Origin of the sequence: Burkholderia sp. RF7-non_BP4, assembly GCF_001521935.1 — a bacterium.
Lineage (GTDB): Bacteria > Pseudomonadota > Gammaproteobacteria > Burkholderiales > Burkholderiaceae > Burkholderia > Burkholderia diffusa.
In genome coordinates this window covers 48,702-69,648 of sequence record NZ_LOTA01000028.1, presented here as the reverse complement: position 1 = coordinate 69,648, position 20,947 = coordinate 48,702, and the positions used below count along the sequence as shown (strand labels likewise).

15 protein-coding genes are annotated in these 20,947 nt (G+C 67.4%); 7 read left to right on the top strand and 8 right to left on the bottom strand.

The window, feature by feature from the left end:
* The first annotated feature begins 51 nt into the window (after positions 1-51).
* The 4 genes from WS49_RS10170 (at position 52) to WS49_RS10155 (ending at position 7,297) form a co-directional block, all read left to right on the top strand.
* Positions 52-2,001, top strand: a complete 1,950-nt coding sequence (locus WS49_RS10170) for an ATP-binding cassette domain-containing protein (protein ID WP_059527402.1) — start codon at positions 52-54, stop codon at positions 1,999-2,001.
* Positions 2,002-2,224: 223 nt separating this feature from the next.
* Complete coding sequence (locus WS49_RS10165; RefSeq protein WP_059527399.1) at positions 2,225-4,207, top strand: DNA topoisomerase IV subunit B; 1,983 nt, start codon at positions 2,225-2,227, stop codon at positions 4,205-4,207.
* Positions 4,208-4,269: 62 nt separating this feature from the next.
* Positions 4,270-6,591 (top strand): DNA topoisomerase IV subunit A, encoded by a 2,322-nt coding sequence (gene parC, locus WS49_RS10160; protein ID WP_059527396.1) that lies wholly within the window; start codon positions 4,270-4,272, stop codon positions 6,589-6,591.
* A gap of 247 nt (positions 6,592-6,838) precedes the next feature.
* Complete coding sequence (locus WS49_RS10155; protein WP_059448642.1) at positions 6,839-7,297, top strand: CopD family protein; 459 nt, start codon at positions 6,839-6,841, stop codon at positions 7,295-7,297.
* Between the two features lie 62 nt (positions 7,298-7,359).
* On the opposite strand, the gene WS49_RS10150 is transcribed toward WS49_RS10155, so the two are convergent.
* Complete coding sequence (locus WS49_RS10150; protein WP_059527394.1) at positions 7,360-8,244, bottom strand: LysR family transcriptional regulator; 885 nt, start codon at positions 8,242-8,244, stop codon at positions 7,360-7,362.
* A 112-nt stretch (positions 8,245-8,356) separates the two neighbouring features.
* Between WS49_RS10150 and WS49_RS10145 the strand changes: the two genes are divergently transcribed.
* The gene (locus WS49_RS10145) at positions 8,357-8,803 is read left to right on the top strand and encodes a multidrug/biocide efflux PACE transporter (RefSeq protein ID WP_059527391.1); all 447 of its coding nucleotides are present in this window, start codon (positions 8,357-8,359) and stop codon (positions 8,801-8,803) included.
* A gap of 36 nt (positions 8,804-8,839) precedes the next feature.
* Here the strand turns inward: WS49_RS10145 and WS49_RS10140 are convergent, their stop codons facing one another.
* The 7 genes from WS49_RS10140 to WS49_RS10110 all read right to left on the bottom strand — a co-directional run bounded on the left by WS49_RS10140 (position 8,840) and on the right by WS49_RS10110 (position 17,194).
* Positions 8,840-10,054 carry a chromate transporter gene (locus WS49_RS10140; protein ID WP_059527389.1) on the bottom strand — a complete coding sequence of 405 codons (1,215 nt, stop codon included), beginning with the start codon at positions 10,052-10,054 and terminating at the stop codon, positions 8,840-8,842.
* Between the two features lie 196 nt (positions 10,055-10,250).
* The gene (locus tag WS49_RS10135; RefSeq protein ID WP_059527386.1) at positions 10,251-12,590 is read right to left on the bottom strand and encodes a bifunctional diguanylate cyclase/phosphodiesterase; all 2,340 of its coding nucleotides are present in this window, start codon (positions 12,588-12,590) and stop codon (positions 10,251-10,253) included.
* Between the two features lie 217 nt (positions 12,591-12,807).
* Positions 12,808-13,689 carry a PhzF family phenazine biosynthesis protein gene (locus tag WS49_RS10130; RefSeq protein WP_059527383.1) on the bottom strand — a complete coding sequence of 294 codons (882 nt, stop codon included), beginning with the start codon at positions 13,687-13,689 and terminating at the stop codon, positions 12,808-12,810.
* A gap of 13 nt (positions 13,690-13,702) precedes the next feature.
* Entirely contained in the window at positions 13,703-14,161 is a 459-nt protein-coding gene (locus WS49_RS10125) for a RidA family protein (protein WP_059527380.1), read from the bottom strand.
* Positions 14,162-14,203: 42 nt separating this feature from the next.
* The gene (locus tag WS49_RS10120; protein WP_059527377.1) at positions 14,204-15,385 is read right to left on the bottom strand and encodes an aminotransferase-like domain-containing protein; all 1,182 of its coding nucleotides are present in this window, start codon (positions 15,383-15,385) and stop codon (positions 14,204-14,206) included.
* A gap of 152 nt (positions 15,386-15,537) precedes the next feature.
* Complete coding sequence (locus WS49_RS10115) at positions 15,538-16,446, bottom strand: DMT family transporter (protein ID WP_006752871.1); 909 nt, start codon at positions 16,444-16,446, stop codon at positions 15,538-15,540.
* 55 nt (positions 16,447-16,501) lie between these two features.
* Positions 16,502-17,194 (bottom strand): VOC family protein, encoded by a 693-nt coding sequence (locus tag WS49_RS10110; protein ID WP_059527374.1) that lies wholly within the window; start codon positions 17,192-17,194, stop codon positions 16,502-16,504.
* A gap of 230 nt (positions 17,195-17,424) precedes the next feature.
* Between WS49_RS10110 and WS49_RS10105 the strand changes: the two genes are divergently transcribed.
* Together WS49_RS10105 and htpG are read left to right on the top strand one after the other, a co-directional pair.
* Positions 17,425-18,885: an aminotransferase-like domain-containing protein gene (locus tag WS49_RS10105; protein WP_059528286.1), complete on the top strand. Its 1,461-nt coding sequence runs from the start codon at positions 17,425-17,427 to the stop codon at positions 18,883-18,885.
* 158 nt (positions 18,886-19,043) lie between these two features.
* Entirely contained in the window at positions 19,044-20,942 is a 1,899-nt protein-coding gene (htpG, locus tag WS49_RS10100) for a molecular chaperone HtpG (protein ID WP_059527371.1), read from the top strand.
* Positions 20,943-20,947 lie beyond the last annotated feature (5 nt).

Below are 20,947 nucleotides of genomic sequence, written 5' to 3'. Positions count from 1 at the left end.
TCCGCCACCGGTACAATGGGCGCTTCCGATTTCTCTCTTCGCCGTCTCCCCATGTCGCTTTATTCCATTACCGGCGCGCAACTCGCGTTCGGTCACGTCGCGTTGCTCGATCACGCGGATTTCTCGCTGGAGGCCGGCGAGCGCGTCGGCCTGATCGGTCGCAACGGCGCGGGCAAGTCGTCGCTGCTGAAGATCGTCGCCGGGCTGGCGAAGCCCGACGACGGGCTGATCACGCGCCAGCAGGAGCTCGTGACCGTCTACGTGCCGCAGGAGCCCGAATTCGAACCGGGCGCGACCGTGTTCGACGCCGTCGCGTCGGGGCTCACGCACACGCGCGAAGTGCTCGAAGAATACGATTCGATCGCGCACCGCCTCGCGGAGACGCCCGAAGGCGCCGAGCACGACGCGTTGCTCGCGCGGATGAACGCGCTGCAGTCGTCGCTCGATGCCCACGATGCATGGAACTGGCGTACGCGCGTGTCGATGACGCTCGCGCAGATCGGCCTGACGGACGGCGACGCACAGGTCGACGCGCTGTCGGGCGGGATGCAGAAACGTGTCGCGCTGGCGCGCGCGCTCGTGCTCCAGCCCGACGTGTTGCTGCTCGACGAACCGACCAACCACCTCGACTTCGACGGCATCCGCTGGCTGGAAGAACTGCTCGTCGCGCAGCGCGCGGGCCTGCTGTTCATCACCCACGATCGCGCGTTCCTCGACCGCGTCGCGACGCGCATCGTCGAGCTCGATCGCGGCCGGCTGCTGTCGTATCCGGGCAATTTCTCCGCGTATCAGACGCGCAAGGCGCAGCAGCTCGAAGTCGAGCGCGTGGAAAACGAGAAGTTCGACAAGCTGCTTGCGCAGGAAGAAGTGTGGATCCGCAAGGGCGTCGAGGCGCGCCGCACGCGCAGCGTCGGGCGCATCGCGCGGCTCGTGCAGATGCGCAACGAGCGCGCGGAGCGCCGCAATTCGCAGGGCAACGTGAAGCTCGACGTCGCGCAGGGCGAGAAGTCGGGCAAGATCGTCGCGGAGTTGACGGACGTGACGAAGCGCTACGGCGATCGCACGGTCGTCGACACCTTCTCGACGACGGTCATGCGCGGCGACAAGATCGGTTTCGTCGGCCCGAACGGCGCCGGCAAGACCACGCTGCTCAAGCTGATCCTCGGCGAACTGAAGCCCGACGCGGGCACGGTGCGCACCGGCACGAACCTGCAGGTCGCCTATTTCGACCAGATGCGCGCGCAGCTCGACCAGGAAAAGAGCCTGGCCGACACGATCAGCCCCGGTAGCGAATGGGTCGAGATCGGCGGCGTGCGCAAGCACGTGATGAGCTATCTCGGCGATTTCCTGTTCGCGCCGGAGCGCGCACGCTCGCCGGTGAAGTCGCTGTCGGGCGGCGAGCGCAACCGGCTGCTGCTCGCGCGCCTGTTCGCGCGGCCGGCCAACGTGCTGGTGCTCGACGAACCGACCAACGACCTCGACATCCCGACGCTCGAACTGCTCGAAGAGCTGCTGGCCGACTACGACGGCACGGTGCTGCTCGTCAGCCACGATCGCGCGTTCCTCGACAACGTCGTCACGTCAGTGATCGCGGCCGAGGGCGACGGCAAGTGGCGCGAATACGTCGGCGGCTTCACCGACTGGCAGATCCAGAGCGAGCGTTCGCAGCAACTCGCGCAGCAGGAGGCGGCGAAGCGCGCGGTGAAGGAGGCGGCGCCGGTCAAGGAAGACGCGGCGAAAAGCGCGGCCGGCCGAAACGCACAGCGCACGGTGAAGCTGTCGTTCAACGAGCAGCGCGAACTCGATGCGCTGCCGGAGAGGATCGCGGCGCTCGAGGAAGAACAGAAGACGATCAACGCGCAGCTGGAGGACGGTTCGATCTTCGCGAAGGATCCGCAGGAAGGCACGCGCCTGACCGAACGGTTCGCGGCGATCGACGACGAGCTCCTCGCCGCGCTCGAGCGGTGGGAGACGCTCGAGGCAAAGCGCAAGCCGGTCTGACGCCCCGTGCGCCGTGTAATTGAACTTGCGACGGCGCGCCACGCGGAACCAGTAAAATACCGCGCGTCCCGGGCAGCGCAGCGAACGCCGCGCGCCCGCTTTCGGAGCAGTCCAAGCACACCGTTGTTTCGATTCGCTTTTTTACGGAACTCAACGTTTTGTCCACGACGTTATCCACACGAGGTGTGGACAACGTCCCGATGAATGACGAAATTCAGCGCCTATGTCAACGAAGAAGCCCAGCGCGGCCTATAGCGAAGCATCGATCAAGGTGCTCAAGGGTCTCGAGCCGGTCAAGCAGCGGCCCGGCATGTACACCCGTACCGAAAATCCGCTGCACATCATTCAGGAAGTCATCGACAACGCGTCCGACGAGGCGCTCGGCGGCTACGGCAAGCAGATCACGGTCACGCTGCATGCCGACCAGTCGGTGTCGGTCGAGGACGACGGCCGCGGCATCCCGTTCGGGATGCACCCCGAAGAGGGCGTGCCGGTCGTCGAGATCGTGTTCACGCGCCTGCACGCGGGCGGCAAGTTCGACAAGGCCGCCGGTGGCGCGTACACGTTCTCGGGCGGCCTGCACGGCGTCGGCGTGTCGGTGACGAACGCGCTCGCGACGCGTCTCGACGTGACGGTCTGGCGCGACGGCAAGATCGCCGAGCTCGGCTTCGCCGAAGGCGACGTCGTGAAGCCGCTCGCGACGCAAGGCGCGGGCCGCGGCGAGAAGAAGTCCGGCACGCGCGTGCAGGTCTGGCCGAATCCGAAGTATTTCGATTCGCCGAACCTGCCGCTCGGCGAGCTGCAGCGTCTGCTGCGCTCGAAGGCCGTGCTGCTGCCGGGCGTCGAGGTCGTGCTCGTCAACGAGAAGACCGGCGAGCGCCAGGCGTGGAAGTACGAGGATGGCCTGCGCGGCTATCTGCTCGACGAGATGAACGGAAGCGAGCTGCTGATTCCGCTGTTCGAAGGCGAGCGCTTCGCCGATGCGCGTTCGACCGACGAAACCTTCGCCGAAGGGGAAGGCGCGTCGTGGGTCGTCGCATGGAGCGAGGAAGGATCGCTCGTGCGCGAGTCGTACGTGAACCTGATCCCGACGCCGGCCGGCGGCACGCACGAGTCGGGCCTGCGCGACGGTCTCTACCAGGCGGTCAAGAGCTTCGTCGAACTGCACAACCTGCAGCCGAAGGGCGTGAAGCTGCTCGCGGAAGACGTGTTCGCGCGCGTGTCGTTCGTGCTGTCCGCGAAGGTGCTCGATCCGCAGTTCCAGGGGCAGATCAAGGAGCGCCTGAACAGCCGCGACGCGGTGAAGCTCGTATCGTCGTTCTCGCGTCCGGCGCTCGAATTGTGGCTGAACCAGCACGTCGAGCACGGCAAGAAGCTCGCCGAGCTGGTGATCAAGCAGGCGCAGGCGCGCACGCGCGCCGGCCAGAAGGTCGAGAAGCGCAAGAGCTCGGGCGTCGCGGTGCTGCCGGGCAAGCTGACCGACTGCGAGACGGAAGATATCGCGCGCAACGAACTGTTCCTCGTCGAGGGCGACTCGGCGGGCGGTTCCGCGAAGATGGGCCGCGACAAGGAATACCAGGCGATCCTGCCGCTGCGCGGCAAGGTGCTGAACACATGGGAAACCGAGCGTGACCGCCTGTTCGCGAACAACGAGGTGCACGACATCTCGGTCGCGATCGGCGTCGATCCGCACAGCCCGGACGACACCGTCGACCTGTCGAACCTGCGCTACGGCAAGATCTGCATCCTGTCGGACGCGGACGTCGACGGCTCGCACATCCAGGTGCTGCTGCTCACGCTGTTCTTCAAGCATTTCCCGCAGCTGATCGAGCGCGGTCACGTGCATGTCGCGCGGCCGCCGCTGTTCCGCGTCGATGCGCCCGCGCGCGGCAAGAAGCCCGCGCAGAAGCTCTATGCGCTCGACGAAGGCGAACTCGAGGCGACGCTCGACAAGCTGCGCAAGGACGGCGTGCGCGAAACGCAATGGAGCATCAGCCGCTTCAAGGGTCTCGGCGAAATGAGCGCGGAGCAGTTGTGGGACACGACGATGAACCCCGACACGCGCCGCCTGATGCCGGTGAAGCTCGGCGAACTCGACTACGAGGCGACCGTCGCGCGGATGACCATGCTGATGGGCAAGGGCGAGGCAGCCGCGCGACGCGGCTGGCTCGAGGAAAAGGGCAACGACGTCGAAGCGGACATCTAAACCCGCGCGGCCGGGCATGACGCCCGGCCCGGCCTCACGCCACTTACGAATACGGAATTCAGATGGACGACAATACTTCCGATCTCTTCGCCGGATCCGACGCACCGGACGCCGATGCGCTGACGCTCGGCAACTACGCGGAGCAGGCGTACCTCAGCTACGCGGTCAGCGTCGTGAAGAGCCGCGCGCTGCCCGACGTGTGCGACGGCCAGAAGCCGGTGCAGCGCCGGATCCTGTTCGCGATGAACGAAATGGGCCTCGGCCCGGACGCGAAGCCGGTGAAGTCGGCGCGCGTGGTCGGCGACGTGCTCGGTAAATACCACCCGCACGGCGACCAGTCGGCATACGACGCGCTCGTGCGTCTCGCGCAGGATTTCTCGCTGCGCTATCCGCTGATCGACGGGCAGGGCAACTTCGGCTCGCGCGACGGCGACGGCGCGGCGGCGATGCGATACACCGAAGCGCGCCTCACGCCGATCTCGAAGCTGCTGCTCGACGAGATCGACCAGGGCACGGTCGACTTCATGCCGAACTACGACGGCTCGTTCGAGGAACCGAAGACGCTGCCGAGCCGCATGCCGTTCGTGCTGCTGAACGGCGCGTCGGGCATCGCGGTCGGTCTCGCGACCGAGATTCCGTCGCACAACCTGCGCGAGGTCGCGGCGGCGGCGGTCGCGTTGATCCGCAATCCGAAGCTCACGCATGCGGAGCTGATGAACCTGATCCCCGGCCCCGACTTCCCGGGCGGCGGCCAGATCATCTCGAGCGACACCGAGATCGCGGCGGCCTATGAAACCGGCCGCGGCAGCCTGAAGGTGCGCGCGCGCTGGAAGATCGAGGATCTCGCGCGCGGCCAGTGGCAGCTGGTCGTCACCGAGCTGCCGCCGAACACGTCGGGCCAGAAGGTGCTCGAGGAAATCGAGGAACTCACCAACCCGAAGCTCAAGCTCGGCAAGAAGACGCTCACGCCCGAGCAGCTCAACACCAAGAAGGCGATGCTCGACCTGCTCGACGCGGTGCGCGACGAGTCGGGCAAGGAAGCGGCGGTGCGGCTCGTGTTCGAGCCGAAGTCGCGCACGATCGACCAGACGGAATTCGTGAACACGCTGCTCGCGTACACGAGCCTCGAGTCGAACGCGACACTGAACCTCGTGATGATCGGCGCCGACGGCCGGCCGGGCCAGAAGGGGCTGCTGACGATCCTCGACGAATGGGTGAAGTTCCGCCAGCTGACGATGACGCGCCGCTGCCGCCATCGTCTCGCGAAGGTCGACGACCGCATCCACATCCTCGAAGGGCGGATGATCGTCTTCCTGAACATCGACGAGGTGATCCGCATCATCCGCGAGTCGGATGAGCCGAAGGCCGCGCTGATGAGCGCGTTCGGTCTCAGCGACCGCCAGGCCGAAGACATCCTCGAAATCCGCCTGCGTCAGCTCGCGCGGCTCGAGAAGATCAAGATCGAGAAGGAACTCGAGGCGCTGCGCGACGAGAAGGCGAAGCTCGAGGAGCTGCTCGCGAACGAAAGCGCGATGAAGCGGCTGATGATCAAGGAGATCGAGGCCGATGCGAAGCAGTACGGCGACGATCGCCGCACGCTGATCCAGCAGGAAAAGCGCGCGACGTTCGAGGCGAAGGTCGTCGACGAGCCGGTGACGGTCGTCGTGTCGCAGAAGGGCTGGGTGCGTGCGCTGAAGGGCCACGGGCTCGACCCGGCCGGCTTCTCGTTCAAGGCAGGCGATCACCTGTATGCGGCGTTCCAGTGCCGCACGCCCGATCGACTGATCGCGTGGGGCAGCAGCGGCCGCGTGTACTCGGTCGACGTGTCGGTGCTGCCGGGCGGGCGCGGCGACGGCGTGCCGGTGACGTCGCTGATCGAGCTCGAGTCGGGCTCGCACCTGATGCACTACTACGCGGCGCCGGCCGACCAGCAACTGCTGCTCGCGTCGAGCAACGGCTTCGGCTTCCTCGCGAAGGTCGGCGACATGGTGAGCCGCGTGAAGGCCGGCAAGTCGTTCATGACCATCGATGCGGGCGCGGTGCCGCTCGCGCCGATGCCCGTGCTGCCGAACGCGACGCAGGTCGCGTGTCTGTCGAGCGGCGGCCGTCTGCTGGTGTTCGGGATGGACGAGATGAAGACGCTGTCGGGCGGCGGTCGCGGCGTGATCCTGATGGCGCTCGACGACAAGGAAACGCTCGTGCAGGCGCTCGCGATCGACCCGGCCGGCGTCGTGCTGATCGGCACCGGTCGCGGCGGCAAGGCGCAGGACGAAACGCTGTCGTACGCGGGGCTCGCGCCGCACGTCGGCAAGCGTGCACGCAAGGGCCGCGCGCCGGAAACGAAGCTCAAGGTCGTCAACGAGCTGCGTCCGCTGCTCGGCTGACGCCGCGTCCGTTGGCCGGTTCGACCGGCATCGAAGGCCGCACCTCCGCTTCGGCGGGCGTGCGGCCGGTTCTTTTTTGCGCGACATACTCAGGTAAGCGCGAGTGGCGCCGTCACGCGGAACTTGCAAAATATTGTGAAATTCCGCCAGGGGTCTGAACCGCGCGGCGGCGCGCCGGTCGAACGTCGCTCGAGACCGCGCATGACGCGGCCGTTCGTTGCACACAACTCATACCAGGATTGCCGCCATGTCCCACGCCGTTGCCGTCGCGCTGTTTCTTCATCTGCTGGCCGTCGCCGTGTGGGTGGGCGGGATGGTCTTCGCGAACTTCTGCCTGCGCCCGGCGCTGTCCGACCTGACGCCGCAGTTGCGACTGCCGCTGATCGAGGGCGTGTTCGGCCGTTTCTTCAACTGGGTGTCGGGCTCGGTGATCGTGATCCTGCTGTCCGGCGGTTTCCTGCTCACAGCATTCGGCGGCGCGCACGCGACGTGGACGCTGCACGCGATGGCGGGGCTCGGTGTCGTGATGATGCTGATCTTCGGCCACATCCGCTTTGCGCTGTTCCCGCGCATCCGCCGCGCGGTTCAGGCGCAGAACTGGCCGGACGGCGCGCGCGCGGTGAACACGGTGCGCCTGCTCGTCGTCGTCAACCTCGTGCTCGGCGTCGTGACGATCGGCGCGGCCGTGCTGTCGCGCGGCTTCTGATCGCGAACACCTGACCTTGCGGCGCCGTTCGGCGCCTGCCGCCGGCGCGATGCCGCGCGCCGCTACGCGGCCAGCATCGCATCGAGCAGCCACGCGCCGGCCGGGCCGAGCGGCCGGTTGCGCGACCACACCGCATCGACCCGCACGCGGCGCGGCCAGCCGCGCGAGCGCAGCTCGCAGAGGCGATCGCGCGCGAAGTGCTCGACCATCCAGCGCGGCAGCTCGGCCCAGCCGAACCCCAGCACCGCCATCTCCAGCAGCATCAGGTAGCTCGGCGCGAGCCAGCGCTGCGTGCCGATGACGATCCGGTCGTCGGCGCCGCGATCCTCCGGTTTCACGTACGTGTTGAGGCGCAGCTCGCGCGCGTCGCGCAGCGCCGAATGCGGCACGTCAGCGTCGCCGCAGGCCGCCAGCGCGTGCGTGCGCCCGACGAACAGCCCGATCTCCGATTCCTCCGCCACCGTCGCCGCGCCGATATCGGGCGGATAGACGGCGCGCGCGGCCATCAGCCCGAGCTGTGCGCGGCCCTGCTGGATCAGGTCGAGCACGTCCTCGTGTTCGGCAATCTGGCATTCGAGTTCCAGCGTCGGAAAGCGCCGCTCGAGCGCCATCAAGGTTTCCTCGTAACGCTTCGATTGATACGTATCGGACACGACGAGCGTCAGCCGTGCTTCCTCCCCCTGCGCGAGCCGCGCGGCGGTGCGGTCGATCGCCGCGCCGGCTTCCAGTGCGCGCTGCACCTGCGGCAACAGCGCGCGTCCGGCATCGGTCAGCGTCGGTGTTCGCGTCGAGCGGTCGAACAACTGCACGCCGAGATCGATCTCGAGGTTCGCGATCGCTTCGGACACCGTCGACTGGCGCTTGCCGAGCTTGCGCGCGGCGGCCGTGAACGAGCCGAGCAGAGCGGCTTCGGCGAAGGCGAGCAGGGCTTCGGGGGCGTGGCGCATGCGTGGATCTCACATCGTTGTATCGGTAAAACCGATGGTATCAAACTGGATTCATGCATGTACGCCGATCAAAATGGCCGACATTTGCTGCACAACCGAATTGGAGGGAACCATGAAACAGATGAACAAAACGGTGACGGAACGCCTCGTTCACGCGCTGACGTTCGAGCTGGTGGCGATCGCGCTGTGCGCGCCGATCGGCGCGTGGCTGCTCGACATGCCGGTGTCGCACGTCGGCGTGCTGACGGTGATGGTGTCGCTGATCGCGATGGCCTGGAACATGACGTTCAACACGCTGTTCGACCGTTTCGAGCGCCGCGCCGGCCTCACGCGCACGCTCGGGATGCGGATCGCGCACGCGGTCGTGTTCGAGCTCGGCCTCGTCGCGATGGTGGTGCCGGTGGCCGCGTGGTGGCTGAACGTGAGCCTCGTCGAGGCGCTGCTGCTCGACCTCGGCATCGTGCTGTTCTTCCTGCCGTACACGTTCTGCTTCAACCTCGCGTACGACGCGCTGCGTGCACGTTGGGTCGCGCGCCGCGTCGCGGTGCAGGCGAGCTGAGCGGCAATCGTCCGGCGGTGGTGGGAGGGGGTGCCGTCAGTGCGCGATGGCGGCCCACAACAGCCATCCGCCGCATACGATCGCGACCGCACCGTAGACGGCGTACACGGGCACCTTGAAGCGCGCGAAGCACAGCGTCGCGAAGGCGCCCGTGAGCCAGTAGACGGGATCGGCCGGTTCGCGGTGCAGGATCCTCACGACGGCGACGACGAGAAAACCCGTCGTCGCCGCGCGCAGCAGGCGCATCCCATGCTCGAAGCGCGAGTGGCGCTTGAGCCGGAACAGATGGTTCTGCGCGAACACGACGAGACACCCCGACGGAATGAACAGCGCGGCGGTCGCGAGCAGCGCGCCGGTCCAGCCGTCGGTCAGGTAGCCGAGAAACGGCACGACGTTCAGCAGCGGGCCGGGCGACACCGGCGACAGCGCGAACGCGAGCGTGAAGTCGTGATCGGAGATGCCGGTGGCCGGCGACACGAACAGCGTCTTGAGCACGGGCAGCGCGGAGAAGCCGCCGCCGAACAGCGTCATGCCCGCGCCGGCGAGCCGCGGCCACAGCAGCGTCTCCTGGTAGTCGCCGGGCAGCGGCAGCGCGAACAGCGCGACGAGCACGGCGAGCAGCACGAGCAGGTTGCGGTCGCGTTTGGACAGCGTGAAGTCGACCGCGTCGTGTTGCGGCGGCCCGGTCAGCCAGCCGGCTGCGAACGCAGCGAAGAGAATCCCGACGAAAGCGGCCGGACTATGTGCGAAAGCGAGCAGAATCGTCGAGAGCGCGGCGATCGCCCGTTCGAGCCGCGTGCTCGCGAGCGTGCGCAACTGCTTGACCCACGTGACGCCGATCAGCGCGGCGAGCACCATCCCGAAGTGATTGATCAGCATCGGCGCGGCGAGCGAGCGCACGATCGGCGTGCGGTAGAAGATCGCGAACAGCGTCATCAGCACGGAGAACGGCAGCACGCTCGCGATGCCGGCGATCCATGCGCCGATGCGGCCGTGCAGCGTCTGGCCGACCTGCACCGCGACATTGCAGCCGACGGGGCCTGGCACGAGCCATGCAAGGGCGACGAGATCGGCGAACACGTGCGGCTCGATGCGCTGCAACCGGTCGACGTAGTGGCGTTCGAGCTGCGCCATCATCGAAAGCCCGCCCCACGACACGGCGGAAATGCCGGCCACGACCTTGAACAAGGCCCATAGGGATGCCTGTGTCTGTTCGACACGTTCGGCCGCTTCGACTTCGATGGTTGTCATGACGGTGCTGTTGGCGCTGGGCCTGGTCTCGCGCGTGGAAACGTGCCGGCGGCCCGCCGACACGATGGCCCTCCCAATTGTCCGCCGCGCATCGTGACACTGCCATGCGCGAAAACGCTAGTTAATGAACTAAACAACCGGATCGGAAACCGAAATAATCGGTGTGCTGCGCAACATGGCCGCGCGGGCCGCGGGCTCAGGCGCCCGTGCTGCCGGTTGCGCGGTGCGCGAGGACACTCGGCCGGTCGCCGCGCACGCCGAAGCGCGCGATCAGCGCCGGGATCGCGTCGGCCGGCACGGGGCGAGAGAACAGGAAGCCCTGCGCCTCGATCTCGCCGAGCGCGGACAGCCACGCGATCTGCTCCTCGGTTTCGGTGCCTTCGACGACCACCGTCAGGCCGAGCGAGCGCGCGAGATGCACGATCGACGACACCATTACGCACACGCTGCGATCGTTCGGGATCGCCTGCACGAACGAGCGGTCGACCTTCAGCGTATCGACGGAGAAGCGGTGCAGGTACGACAGCGACGAATAGCCGGTGCCGAAATCGTCGAGCGCGATCCGGATGCCGAGCTTCTTCAACGCGACGATCTTCTCGGACACGAGCTCCGGATATTCCATCATCGCGGTCTCGGTGATCTCGATTTCGAGCCGGTTCGCCTCGATGCCGGTGTCCTGCAGCGCCTGCGAAATCGTCTCGATCAGGTCGCCGCGCCAGAACTGCACCGGCGAGATGTTGACCGCGAGCGTCAGCGTGTCGTGGCCGTCGTCGCGCCAGCGCGCGATCTGTTCGCACGCGGTGCGGATCACGAAGTCGCCGATCGGCACGATCAGGCCCGTCGACTCGGCAATCGAAATGAATTCGTTCGCGGAGATGATGCCGTGCTCGGGGTGATCCCAGCGCGCGAGCGCCTCGAAGCCGGTGATCGTGCGGTGCGTCAGGTCGATCTTCGGCTGGTAGGCGAGGAACAGTTGCCCCTCGGCGAGCGCGACGCGCAATTGCTGTTCCCAGCGCATCAGGTGGTCCGCGCGATGCGACAGGTGCGGCGCGTAGAACTGGTAGCAGTTCTTGCCGGCGTCCTTCGCGCTGTACATCGCGAGGTCGGCCTTCTTCAGCAGGTCGATCTCGCTTTCGTTCGCGACGGTGTGCAGCGCGATGCCGATGCTCGCGTGCAGCACGAACGAACTGCCGCGCACGTCGAACGGCTCGGCGAACATCCGGATGATCGCTTCCGCGAGCCGCACCGCGCGCCGTTCGACGTCGTCGCCCTTCATCACGACGACGAACTCGTCGCCGCCGATCCGCGCGAGCGACCCTTCGTCGCCGACGGCATCCGACAGGCGCGACGCGGTCATCTGCAGCACGATGTCGCCGGCGTTGTGGCCGAGCGTGTCGTTGACGGTCTTGAAGTTGTCGAGGTCGATGAACAGCAGGCCGAGCCGCGACAGGCTGGCCGGCATCGACACGTCGTTGCGCAGCCCGCGCAGCGTCGCGTAGCGGTTCGCGAGGCCGGTGAGGAGGTCGTATTCGGCGAGCTGGGTCATCTCGCGCTCGCGGCCGAGCAGTTTGCCGATCAACCCCGTCGCGACGCCGAAGAACGCGAGCATCGCGAGCGTGATGAAGCTCGTCATCAGCAGATAGACGTTGCGCGTGTGGTAGTAGTCCGCGAATTCCTCGGACTGCGACAGCCCGACCATCACCGCGAGCGGATAGCCGTCGAGGTGGCGGTACGACACGATGCGCGTCACGCCGTCGATCGGGTCGATGATCGTGCCCGTCACGCGCTCGGCGATCGGATAGACGCCCGACGCGGAGAACGCACCGGGCGCGTTGTTGAGCGAGCCGGTTCGCCGCGCGAGGACGGTGCCCGTGTCGGACACCACGGCGATCACGCCTTCCTTGCCGATCGCCGCGTTGTTGTAGAAGTCGTTCGTGAAGTAGCTCGGGTCTTCCGACACCACGACGATGCCCGCGAAGCTGCCGTCCGGATTGTTCAGGCGCCGCGTCATCTGCAGCGTCCAGTGGCTCGACACGCGGCCGAGCACGGGCTTGCTGATGTACAGGCGATCGTCGTTGTGCGCGAGGTGGACCTTGAAGTGCTCGCGGTCGGCCAGGTTGATCGGCTTCGGATGGAGTTCGGCCGTGTTCGCGAACAGGACGCCCTTCGCGTTGACGAGCGAAACCTGGATCAGCGTGTCGCTCGGCACGACGCCTTTTTCGACCGCGCTCGCGAGGTTGAAATGCGCGGGCGATTTCTCGAATTCGAACTTGACGAAGCGGGTGATCTGGTCGACCTGATGGATGGCCTTGACCGTGTGCTGTTCGAGCGCGGACGACAGGATCGCCGCGGAAGCCGCCGCTTCCTTGTACGCGCTGTCTTTTTCGACCGACAGCCGCGCGACGATCACCGCCCACAGCAGCGCGAGCGCCAGCATCCCGAGCAGCGGGATCGCGAACAGCGCGCGCCGGCGCGACTTGCGCGGCGCGCGCAGCGGTCGGGTCGGCGGCGTGTGGTTTGACCGGGCGGAGCTCATCTGAGAGGGCGGCGTCCTGCTCGCGTGCGTCATCCGTCAGGATGGCTGGCTATGGTTCGGGTTGTCCCGACGTCTGTTCGTTCGCGGGACACGCAACCATGGACAGACCTCCGAAACAACGGATTAGGCCCGATATTACTGGCTGGAACGTTTTTGCGATAGTTGGGCGAATCGTAGGGGCGCCGGGCGGGCCGGCGCCAGCGCACATCGCGAAATGTTACACGGGCGACCGGAAGGTGCCGTCGACGACCGTGACGACGTGGCCGCCGATCCACGTGGTGCCATCTTCGTCATAGCTGACGGAGATGCGGCCGTCGCGGCCGATCGCCGTACCCTGGCGGGCCGTATACGACGGGCCGGGGCGGCGTTCCTGCCGCGTCAGCAGCCCGGCCAGCGCGGCGTTTGCGCTGCCGGTGACCGGGTCCTCGCCGAAGCCGAAGTTGCCGCCCGTCATCAGGCAGCGGATTTCGAACGTCGCGGGGCCGCCTTCGGCGTGCGGCGCGTAGACCGCGAGGCCGTCCATGCCGTAGCGGTGCGTGAGCGCCTCCAGCGCGGCCGGATCCGGCGACAGACCGATGCACGCGTCGGCCGACTTCAGCCGCACGACCAGCCACGGCGCGCCGTTGTCCACCGCGCACGGCTCGGCTTCCAGGTCGATCGCGTCGCTGCGCAACGCGGCAGCCAGCGCCGCGTAGTCCGAACGGTCGAGCGGCGTGACGCGGGCCGGCGGCGCGGCGAACGCCCAGCCGCCGGCCTGCTCGCGCAGCGCGACCCGGCCGACCCCGCACTGCTGGATCAGCCGGCCCGGCGTGCGCGGCCGCGCGCCGCTTTCCAGGAACGCATGCGCGGTGCCGAGCGTCGGGTGGCCGGCGAACGGCAGTTCACCGGCCGTCGTGAAGATCCGTACGCGGTAGTCGGCGTCCGGATCGGTCGGCGTGCAGACGAACGTCGTTTCCGACAGGTTCGTCCAGCGGGCGATCTCGAGCATGGCGTCGTCGCCGAGCGAATCGGCGTCGAACACGACGGCGAGCGGGTTGCCCTTGAACGGCACCGACGTGAAGACGTCGACCTGCTTGAAGCGGACGAGACGACCGGTCATCTCGATGCGCCCGTTACGCGACTTCGGCGATCAGTTCGATCTCGACGCACGCGCCGAGCGGAATCTGCGCGACGCCGAACGCCGAACGCGCATGCTTGCCTGCGTCGCCGAACACTTCGGCGATCAGTTCCGACGCACCGTTCGTCACGACGTGCTGTTCGGTGAAGTCGAGCGTCGAGTTGACGAGGCTCATCAGCTTCACGATGCGCGTGACCTTGTTCAGGTCGCCGGTGTGCGCGTGCAGCGTCGCGAGCAGGTCGATCGCGATCGAGCGGGCGGCCGCCTTGCCGTCTTCCGTCTGCAGATCCGCGCCGAGCTTGCCGGCCCAGACCTTGCCGTCCTTCTTCGCGATGTGGCCCGACAGGTAGACCGAGTTGCCGCTTTGCGCGCTCATCACGTAGGCGGCGGCCGGTGCGCCGGCGGTCGGGAGTTCGATACCGAGCGACTTCAGTTTGTCGTAGACGTTAGCCATGTGTTCGATTCCTCGTTGAGAGTCGTGACAGGAAAAAGGGGATCAGAGACGCTCGCGCAGCAGCTTGCCGAGACGCGCGACGCCTTCCTCGATCTTCTCCGGCGGCACCGTCACGAACGACAGGCGCAGCGTGTTCTGCTGCGGGTCGTTCGCGAAGAACGGCGCGCCCGGCACGAAGGCGACGTGGTTGGCGACCGCGACTTCGAGCAGCTTCATGCTGTCGATCTGCGCGGGCAGGTTCACCCAGATGAACATGCCGCCGTCCGGGCGATTCCACGTGACGCCTTCCGGCATGTGGCGCGCGAGCGACGCGAGCATCGCTTCGCATTGCGCGCCGTACAGCTGGCGGATCGTCGGGATGTGCTCGTCGAGGAAGCCGTCCTTGATCACTTCGTGCGCGATGCGCTGCGTGAGCGTCGGCGTGTGCAGGTCGGTGGCCTGCTTGGCCTGCACGAGCTTGAAGTGGAGTTCCTCGGGGGCAATGATGTAGCCGATCCGCAGGCCCGGCGCGAGCACCTTCGAGAACGTGCCGAGGTGCACGATATGGTCGGGCGCCATCGACAGCATCGTCGGCAGCGGCTCGCCCTGGTAGTTCAGCGCGCCATACGGGTCGTCTTCCAGCACCGGGAACGGGCTCGACTGCGCGAACGCGGCGAGCGCGCGGCGGCGCTCGACGGGCAGGCGGCGGCCGGTCGGGTTCTGGAAGTTCGGCTGCGCGTACAGCAGGCGCGCGCCTTGCGTCAGGTCGGGCGTGAGGCCTTCGGGCAGCAGGCCCCGCTCGTCGGTCGGCACCTGCACGTAGCGCGGCTCGTACAGCGAGAACGACTGCAGTGCGCCGAGGTAGGTCGGGGTTTCGACGAGGATCGGGCTGTCCGGATCGATCAGCGCCTTGCCGAGCAGGTCGAGCGCCTGCTGCGAGCCGGTCGTGATCAGCACCTGCGACACGCGCACGCTGTAGCGCTCGGCGATCCATTCGCGCAGCGGCAGGTAGCCTTCGGTCGCGCTGTACTGGAGTGCGGCGGCGGGCGCATCGCGCAGCACGCGGTCGGACGCGGCGCGCATGCGTTCGGCCGGGAACGTCGCGGGAGCGGGCAGGCCGCCTGCGAACGAGATGACCTCGGGGCGTTCCGTGACCTTCAGGATCTCGCGGATCGCAGAGCTCGTCAGCTTGCGGGCGCGTTCGGAAAGCTGCCAGTGCGGCGGATGCAGGTCGCTCGGATTCATAGTCTCCTCGTTCGGATATCGTGGTCAGTCAAGAAAGGTCGATCGGGCTGATCGCGTCGACGCGGCCGGGTGGGCGTGCGGGAGCGCGACCGGGCCGTCGCGGCCGGGTGGGCAAAACCGTTCAGGCAAAACGAACATTATGGCGCACCTCATCAACCGGCGCGAGCGGGACGCGGGGCCGTGGCCACCGCCGAGCGCCGGCCGAGCATCACGGTCGCGATCACGGCGGCCGCGAACAGCCACGTCGACGGCGTCACCGTCTCGCCGAACAGCAGCGCGGAAAAGGCGATCGTGAAGAAGATCTGCAGCAGCTGCACCTGGCCGACGCGCGCGATGCCGCCCATGGCGAGCCCGGCGTACCACGCGAAAAAGCCGATGAATTGCGAAAAAAGGGTCACGTAGCCGAATGCGAGCCACGTGCGCAACGCGAGCGGGGCGGGGTGCGCGACGTGCTGCGTCCACGCGAGCCAGCCGACCGGCAGCACCAGGAACGGTGCGGACACGACGAGCGCCCAGCAGATCACCTGCCAGCCGCCGATCTGGCGCGCGAGGCGTGCGCCTTCCGCATAGCCGAGCGCGCCGATGCCGACCGCGACGAGCATCAGCGCGTCGCCGGCCTGCACCGTGCCGCCGCCGTCGCGCAGCGCGAACGCGATCACGAGCGCGCTGCCCGCCAGCGCGCTGGCCCAGAACGCCTTCGACGGCCGTTCGTGCGACAGCCACGCCGCGTACAGTGCAACGAACAGCGGCTGCAGCCCGTTGACGACCGCGCCGTGCGAGGCCGGCACGGTTTTCATCGCCCAGGCGGAAAACACCGGATACGCGATGATCACGCCGGCCGACACGACCGCGAGGCTTTTCAACTGCGCGCGGGTCGGCAGCCGTTCGCGGCGCCACCACAGCAGCAGGCCGGCCGGCACCGACGCGGCGAGCGCGCGGCCGAGCCCGTTCAGCAGCGGGTTGAGTTCGGAGACGACGATACGCGTCATCGGCAGCGTCAGGCTGAAGATCATCACGCCGATGAGGCCGAGCAGCATGCCCCGGGTTTCGCGCGAATTCATGAAATGGGTGTCTCCGTATTGCGGGTTTCGTGTAATCGAGGGGCGGCAGCGGCATTCAGCGCAGCGTGCGTGCGCCTTGCGGCGTGTCGAATTCGGCGACGAGCGCCGGCGGGCCGTCGCCGGTGTCGAGGTCGAGCAGATGGCCCGCGCCGAGCCAGTCGAGCTGCTCGCGGATGATGTCCGCACGCGGGTGGACGCCCTTGAGCGCCTTCAGTGCGACGCCGTCGTTCGGCAGCGATTCGGCCGGATGGCGCGGGCTGTCCCACTGGATCAGCGATGGCACGAGGCCGTCGCCGGCGCCTTGCCAAGCGGGGAACGCGCCGTCGTCGGGCACCGTGAGACCCCAGCTCAGGTCGCCGCGCCGCATCGCGACGACCGGCGCGATGCGCGCCGGGTACTGGCGTTGCCACATCGTGAGCTGGCGCGGGCGGTCGACGCGTGCGACCCAATGCGCGAGGAACGGGCCCTGCGCGAGCCTGGCATGCATCGCGGGATCGTCGAGGCCGAACAGCCGCGCGCGCGGCGGCGTGGCGTCGTCGCCCGTGGCGGGCGCATCGGGATCGATCGCGATCACTTCGAGGTACAACCCGCCCCACGCGCCGAACAGCGCGTTATGGGTGCGCATCAGCGGATGGCGGCCGCCGCCGGCCGGGTCGATGCCGAGCGACGCGGCGACATGGCGCACGCCTTCGTCGAGCGTGCGCGCGGCGATCACGAGATGGTCGAGGGTCAGGGAGCGGGCTGGCATGAACGTCGGTCGGGAAGCGAAAGTGTCATGGTAGGCGGGCGATGCGCCGAGCGGTTGCGGAACCGGCCGGTGCCCGGGCCGCGATACGGGCCCGGCGGTGCGGCGCCGCGTGCGGCAAGGCCGCGACGGCGGCCGCACGATCGCCATTCCGGTCAACTGTAATCGTCGGCACCGGCACAGTAACGGTACAATCGGCGCGATAGCCTTCGGTACAGTTGGAGTCGCCGCTCATGTCCACCGTCCCACTCGCCCAGATTCCCGCGCCGCACGATACGGCCACGCTCACGCTCGTCGACCAGCTCGTCCAGTGGGCGCGGCGCCGCATCGACGAACGCGTGTTCCGGCCCGGCATGCGCATGCCGTCGATCCGCAAGCTCGCCCTCGACAAGAGCGTGTCGCGCTTTACCGTGGTGGAAGCGTACGAACGGCTCGTCGCGCAGGGCTATCTCGACTCGCGACGCGGCTCGGGCTTCTACGTGCGCGAGCGCACGGCCACCGGCCCGCAGCCGGCCGACAACGTGGCGCGCGTGGCCGAGGCCGCGCCCGTGCACAACACGATCGACGTCGTCTGGCTGCTGCGCAACATGCTGCATACCGTCAGCCCTGAAAAAGGGCCGGGTCTCGGCTACCTGCCGGGCCGCTGGCTCGACGGCGAGCTGATTACCGGCGCGCTGCGCGCGCTCGGGCGCCAGTCCGGCGCGCAGATGCTCGGTTTCGGCACCGCGCAGGGCTTCCTGCCGCTGCGCCAGCAATTGCAGACGCGGCTCGCGGAAGTCGAGATCGGCGCGAAGCCCGAGCAGCTCGTGCTGGTGTCGGGCATCACGCAGGCGATCGACCTGATCTCGCGGATCTACGTGCGGCCCGGCGATGCGGTGATCGTCGGCGATCCCGCGTGGTTCCAGATGTTCGGCCGCTTCGCGTCGCAGGGCGCGCAACTGGTCGGCATGCCCTATACGCCCGACGGCCCCGATCTCGACGCGCTGGAAACGCTCGTGCAGATGTGGCGGCCCAGGATGCTCGTGATCAATTCGGTGCTGCAGAATCCGACCGGCACGTCGCTGTCCGCCGCGCAGGCGTTCCGGATCCTGAAGCTTGCCGAGGCGTACGACTTCCTCGTGGTCGAGGACGACGTGTACGGCGACCTGTGCCCACCGAGCTATCCGGCCACGCGACTCGCGAGTCTCGACCAGTTGAAGCGCGTGATCTACCTGGGCAGCTATTCGAAGACGCTCGCGGCGAATTTGCGGGTCGGCTATGTCGCCTGCGCGCCGGAGATCGCGAAGGCGGTCACCGACCAGAAGATGCTGGTCGGAATGACGACGCCGGAGCTCAACGAGCGCGTGTTGTACAAGATCCTGACCGAAGGGCATTACCGGCGACACGTCGAGCGGCTGCGCGCGCGGCTCGACGGCGTGCGCGACAAGACCGCGCGGATGCTCGAGCGTACCGGGCTGCGGCTCTTCACGATGCCGGCGGCGGGGATGTTCCTGTGGGCCGACACGGGCGTCGATTCGGACGCGCTCGCGGCCGCCGCGCACGAGGAAGGGTTCCTGCTGACGCCGGGAAGCCTGTTCTCGCCGCAGCAGTCGTCGTCGACATGGACGCGCTTCAACGTCGCGAACTGCGGCGATCCGGCACTGCCGGGGTTTCTCGCGCGCTATATCGAAGCGGCGGCGCGGCGCGCGTCGTGACGGCGGGCGGCGCACCGCCCCTTGAAATCCGGTCGCCCGTCCCCAGATACCCGCGCGAACCGCTTGCGCCAGGCGGTCGTCCTTGACGGGCCCGCCGGCATCGCGCGCCGGGCGCCCGCGCCACACCATTCAAGTTCATGTAAGAGGAAACAGCATCCATGGCACACGAAACGATGAGCTTTCAGGCAGAGGTCAAGCAACTCCTCCACCTGATGATTCATTCGCTCTACAGCAACAAGGAAATCTTCCTGCGCGAACTGGTGTCGAACGCGTCCGACGCGGCCGACAAGCTGCGTTTCGAAGCGCTCGCGGACAACGCGCTGTACGAGAACGATCCGAATCTGCGCATCCGCATCGGCTTCGACAAGGCCGCACGCACGGTCACGATCGAGGACAACGGCATCGGCATGAGCCGCGACGAGGCGATCGCGAACCTCGGCACGATCGCGCGTTCGGGCACCAAGGAATTCTTCACGAAGCTGTCCGGCGACCAGCAGAAGGACGCGGCGCTGATCGGCCAGTTCGGCGTGGGCTTCTACTCGGGCTTCATCGTCGCGGACAGGATCACCGTCGAGACGCGCCGCGCCGGCCTGCCGGCGAACGAAGCCGTGCGCTGGGAAAGCGCGGGCGAGGGCGATTTCACGATCGATGCGATCGAGCGCGCGCAGCGCGGCACGACGATCACGCTGCATCTGCGCGAAGGCGAGGACGAGCTGCTGTCGTCGCACCGCCTGAAGTCGATCATCCAGAAGTATTCCGATCACATCGCGCTGCCGATCCTGATGCAGAAGGAAGAGTGGGATCAGGAAAAGGGCGAGATGGTCCTGAAGGACGAGGACGAGACCGTCAACCAGGCGAGCGCGCTCTGGACGCGTTCGAAGAGCGACGTCACCGACGAGCAGTACACGCAGTTCTACCAGCACATCGCGCACGATCACCAGGATCCGCTCACGTGGACCCACAACCGCGTCGAGGGCCGCAGCGAATACACGCAGCTGCTGTTCGTGCCGGCGCACGCGCCGTTCGACCTCTGGAACCGCGATTACCGCGGCGGCCTGAAGCTGTACGTGAAGCGCGTGTTCATCATGGACGACGCCGAGCAGCTGCTGCCGCAATACCTGCGCTTCGTGAAGGGCGTCGTCGATTCGGCCGACCTGCCGCTGAACGTGTCGCGTGAAATCCTGCAGGAAAGCCGCGACGTGAAGGCGATCCGCGAAGGCGTGACCAAGCGCGCGCTGTCGATGCTCGAGGAACTCGCGAACGCGGAAGAGGACGCCGGCAAGGAGAAGTACAAGACGTTCTGGAGCGCGTTCGGCCAGGTGCTGAAGGAAGGTCTGGGCGAGGATCACGCGAACCGCGAGCGGATCGCGAAGCTGCTGCGCTTCGCATCGACGCACGGCGATACCGACGCGCAGGACGTGTCGCTCGCCGACTACGTGTCGCGCATGAAGCCCGAGCAGAGCAAGATTTACTACGTGACCGCCGATACGTGGCAGGCCGCGAAGAACAGCCCGCACCTGGAAGTGTTCCGCAAGAAGGGCGTCGAGGTGCTGTTGCTGACCGATCGCGTCGACGAATGGATGCTGTCGTTCCTGCATGAATTCGACGGCAAGCCGCTCGCGAGCGTGGCCCGCGGCGATCTCGACCTCGGCGAACTGAACGACGAGGAAAAGAAGGCGCAGGAGCAGGCGGGCGAGGCGATCAAGCCGGTCGTCGAGAAGATGAAGGAAGCGCTCGGCGACAAGGTGAAGGAAGTGCGCGTCACGTTCCGCCTGACCGATTCGCCGTCGTGCCTCGTCGCGGACGACAACGACATGAGCGGCTACCTGCAGCGGATGCTGAAGGCGGCCGGCCAGAACGCGCCGGCGATGCAGCCGATCCTCGAGATCAACCCGGAGCACGCGCTCGTGAAGCAGCTGAACGCCGACAGCGCCAATTTCGGCGACTGGTGCCACCTGCTGTTCGACCAGGCGTTGCTGGCCGAAGGCGGGATGCTCGACGATCCGGCGAGCTTCGTGAAGCGGACCAACGCGCTGCTGCTGTCGCGCACCGCGTGAACGCG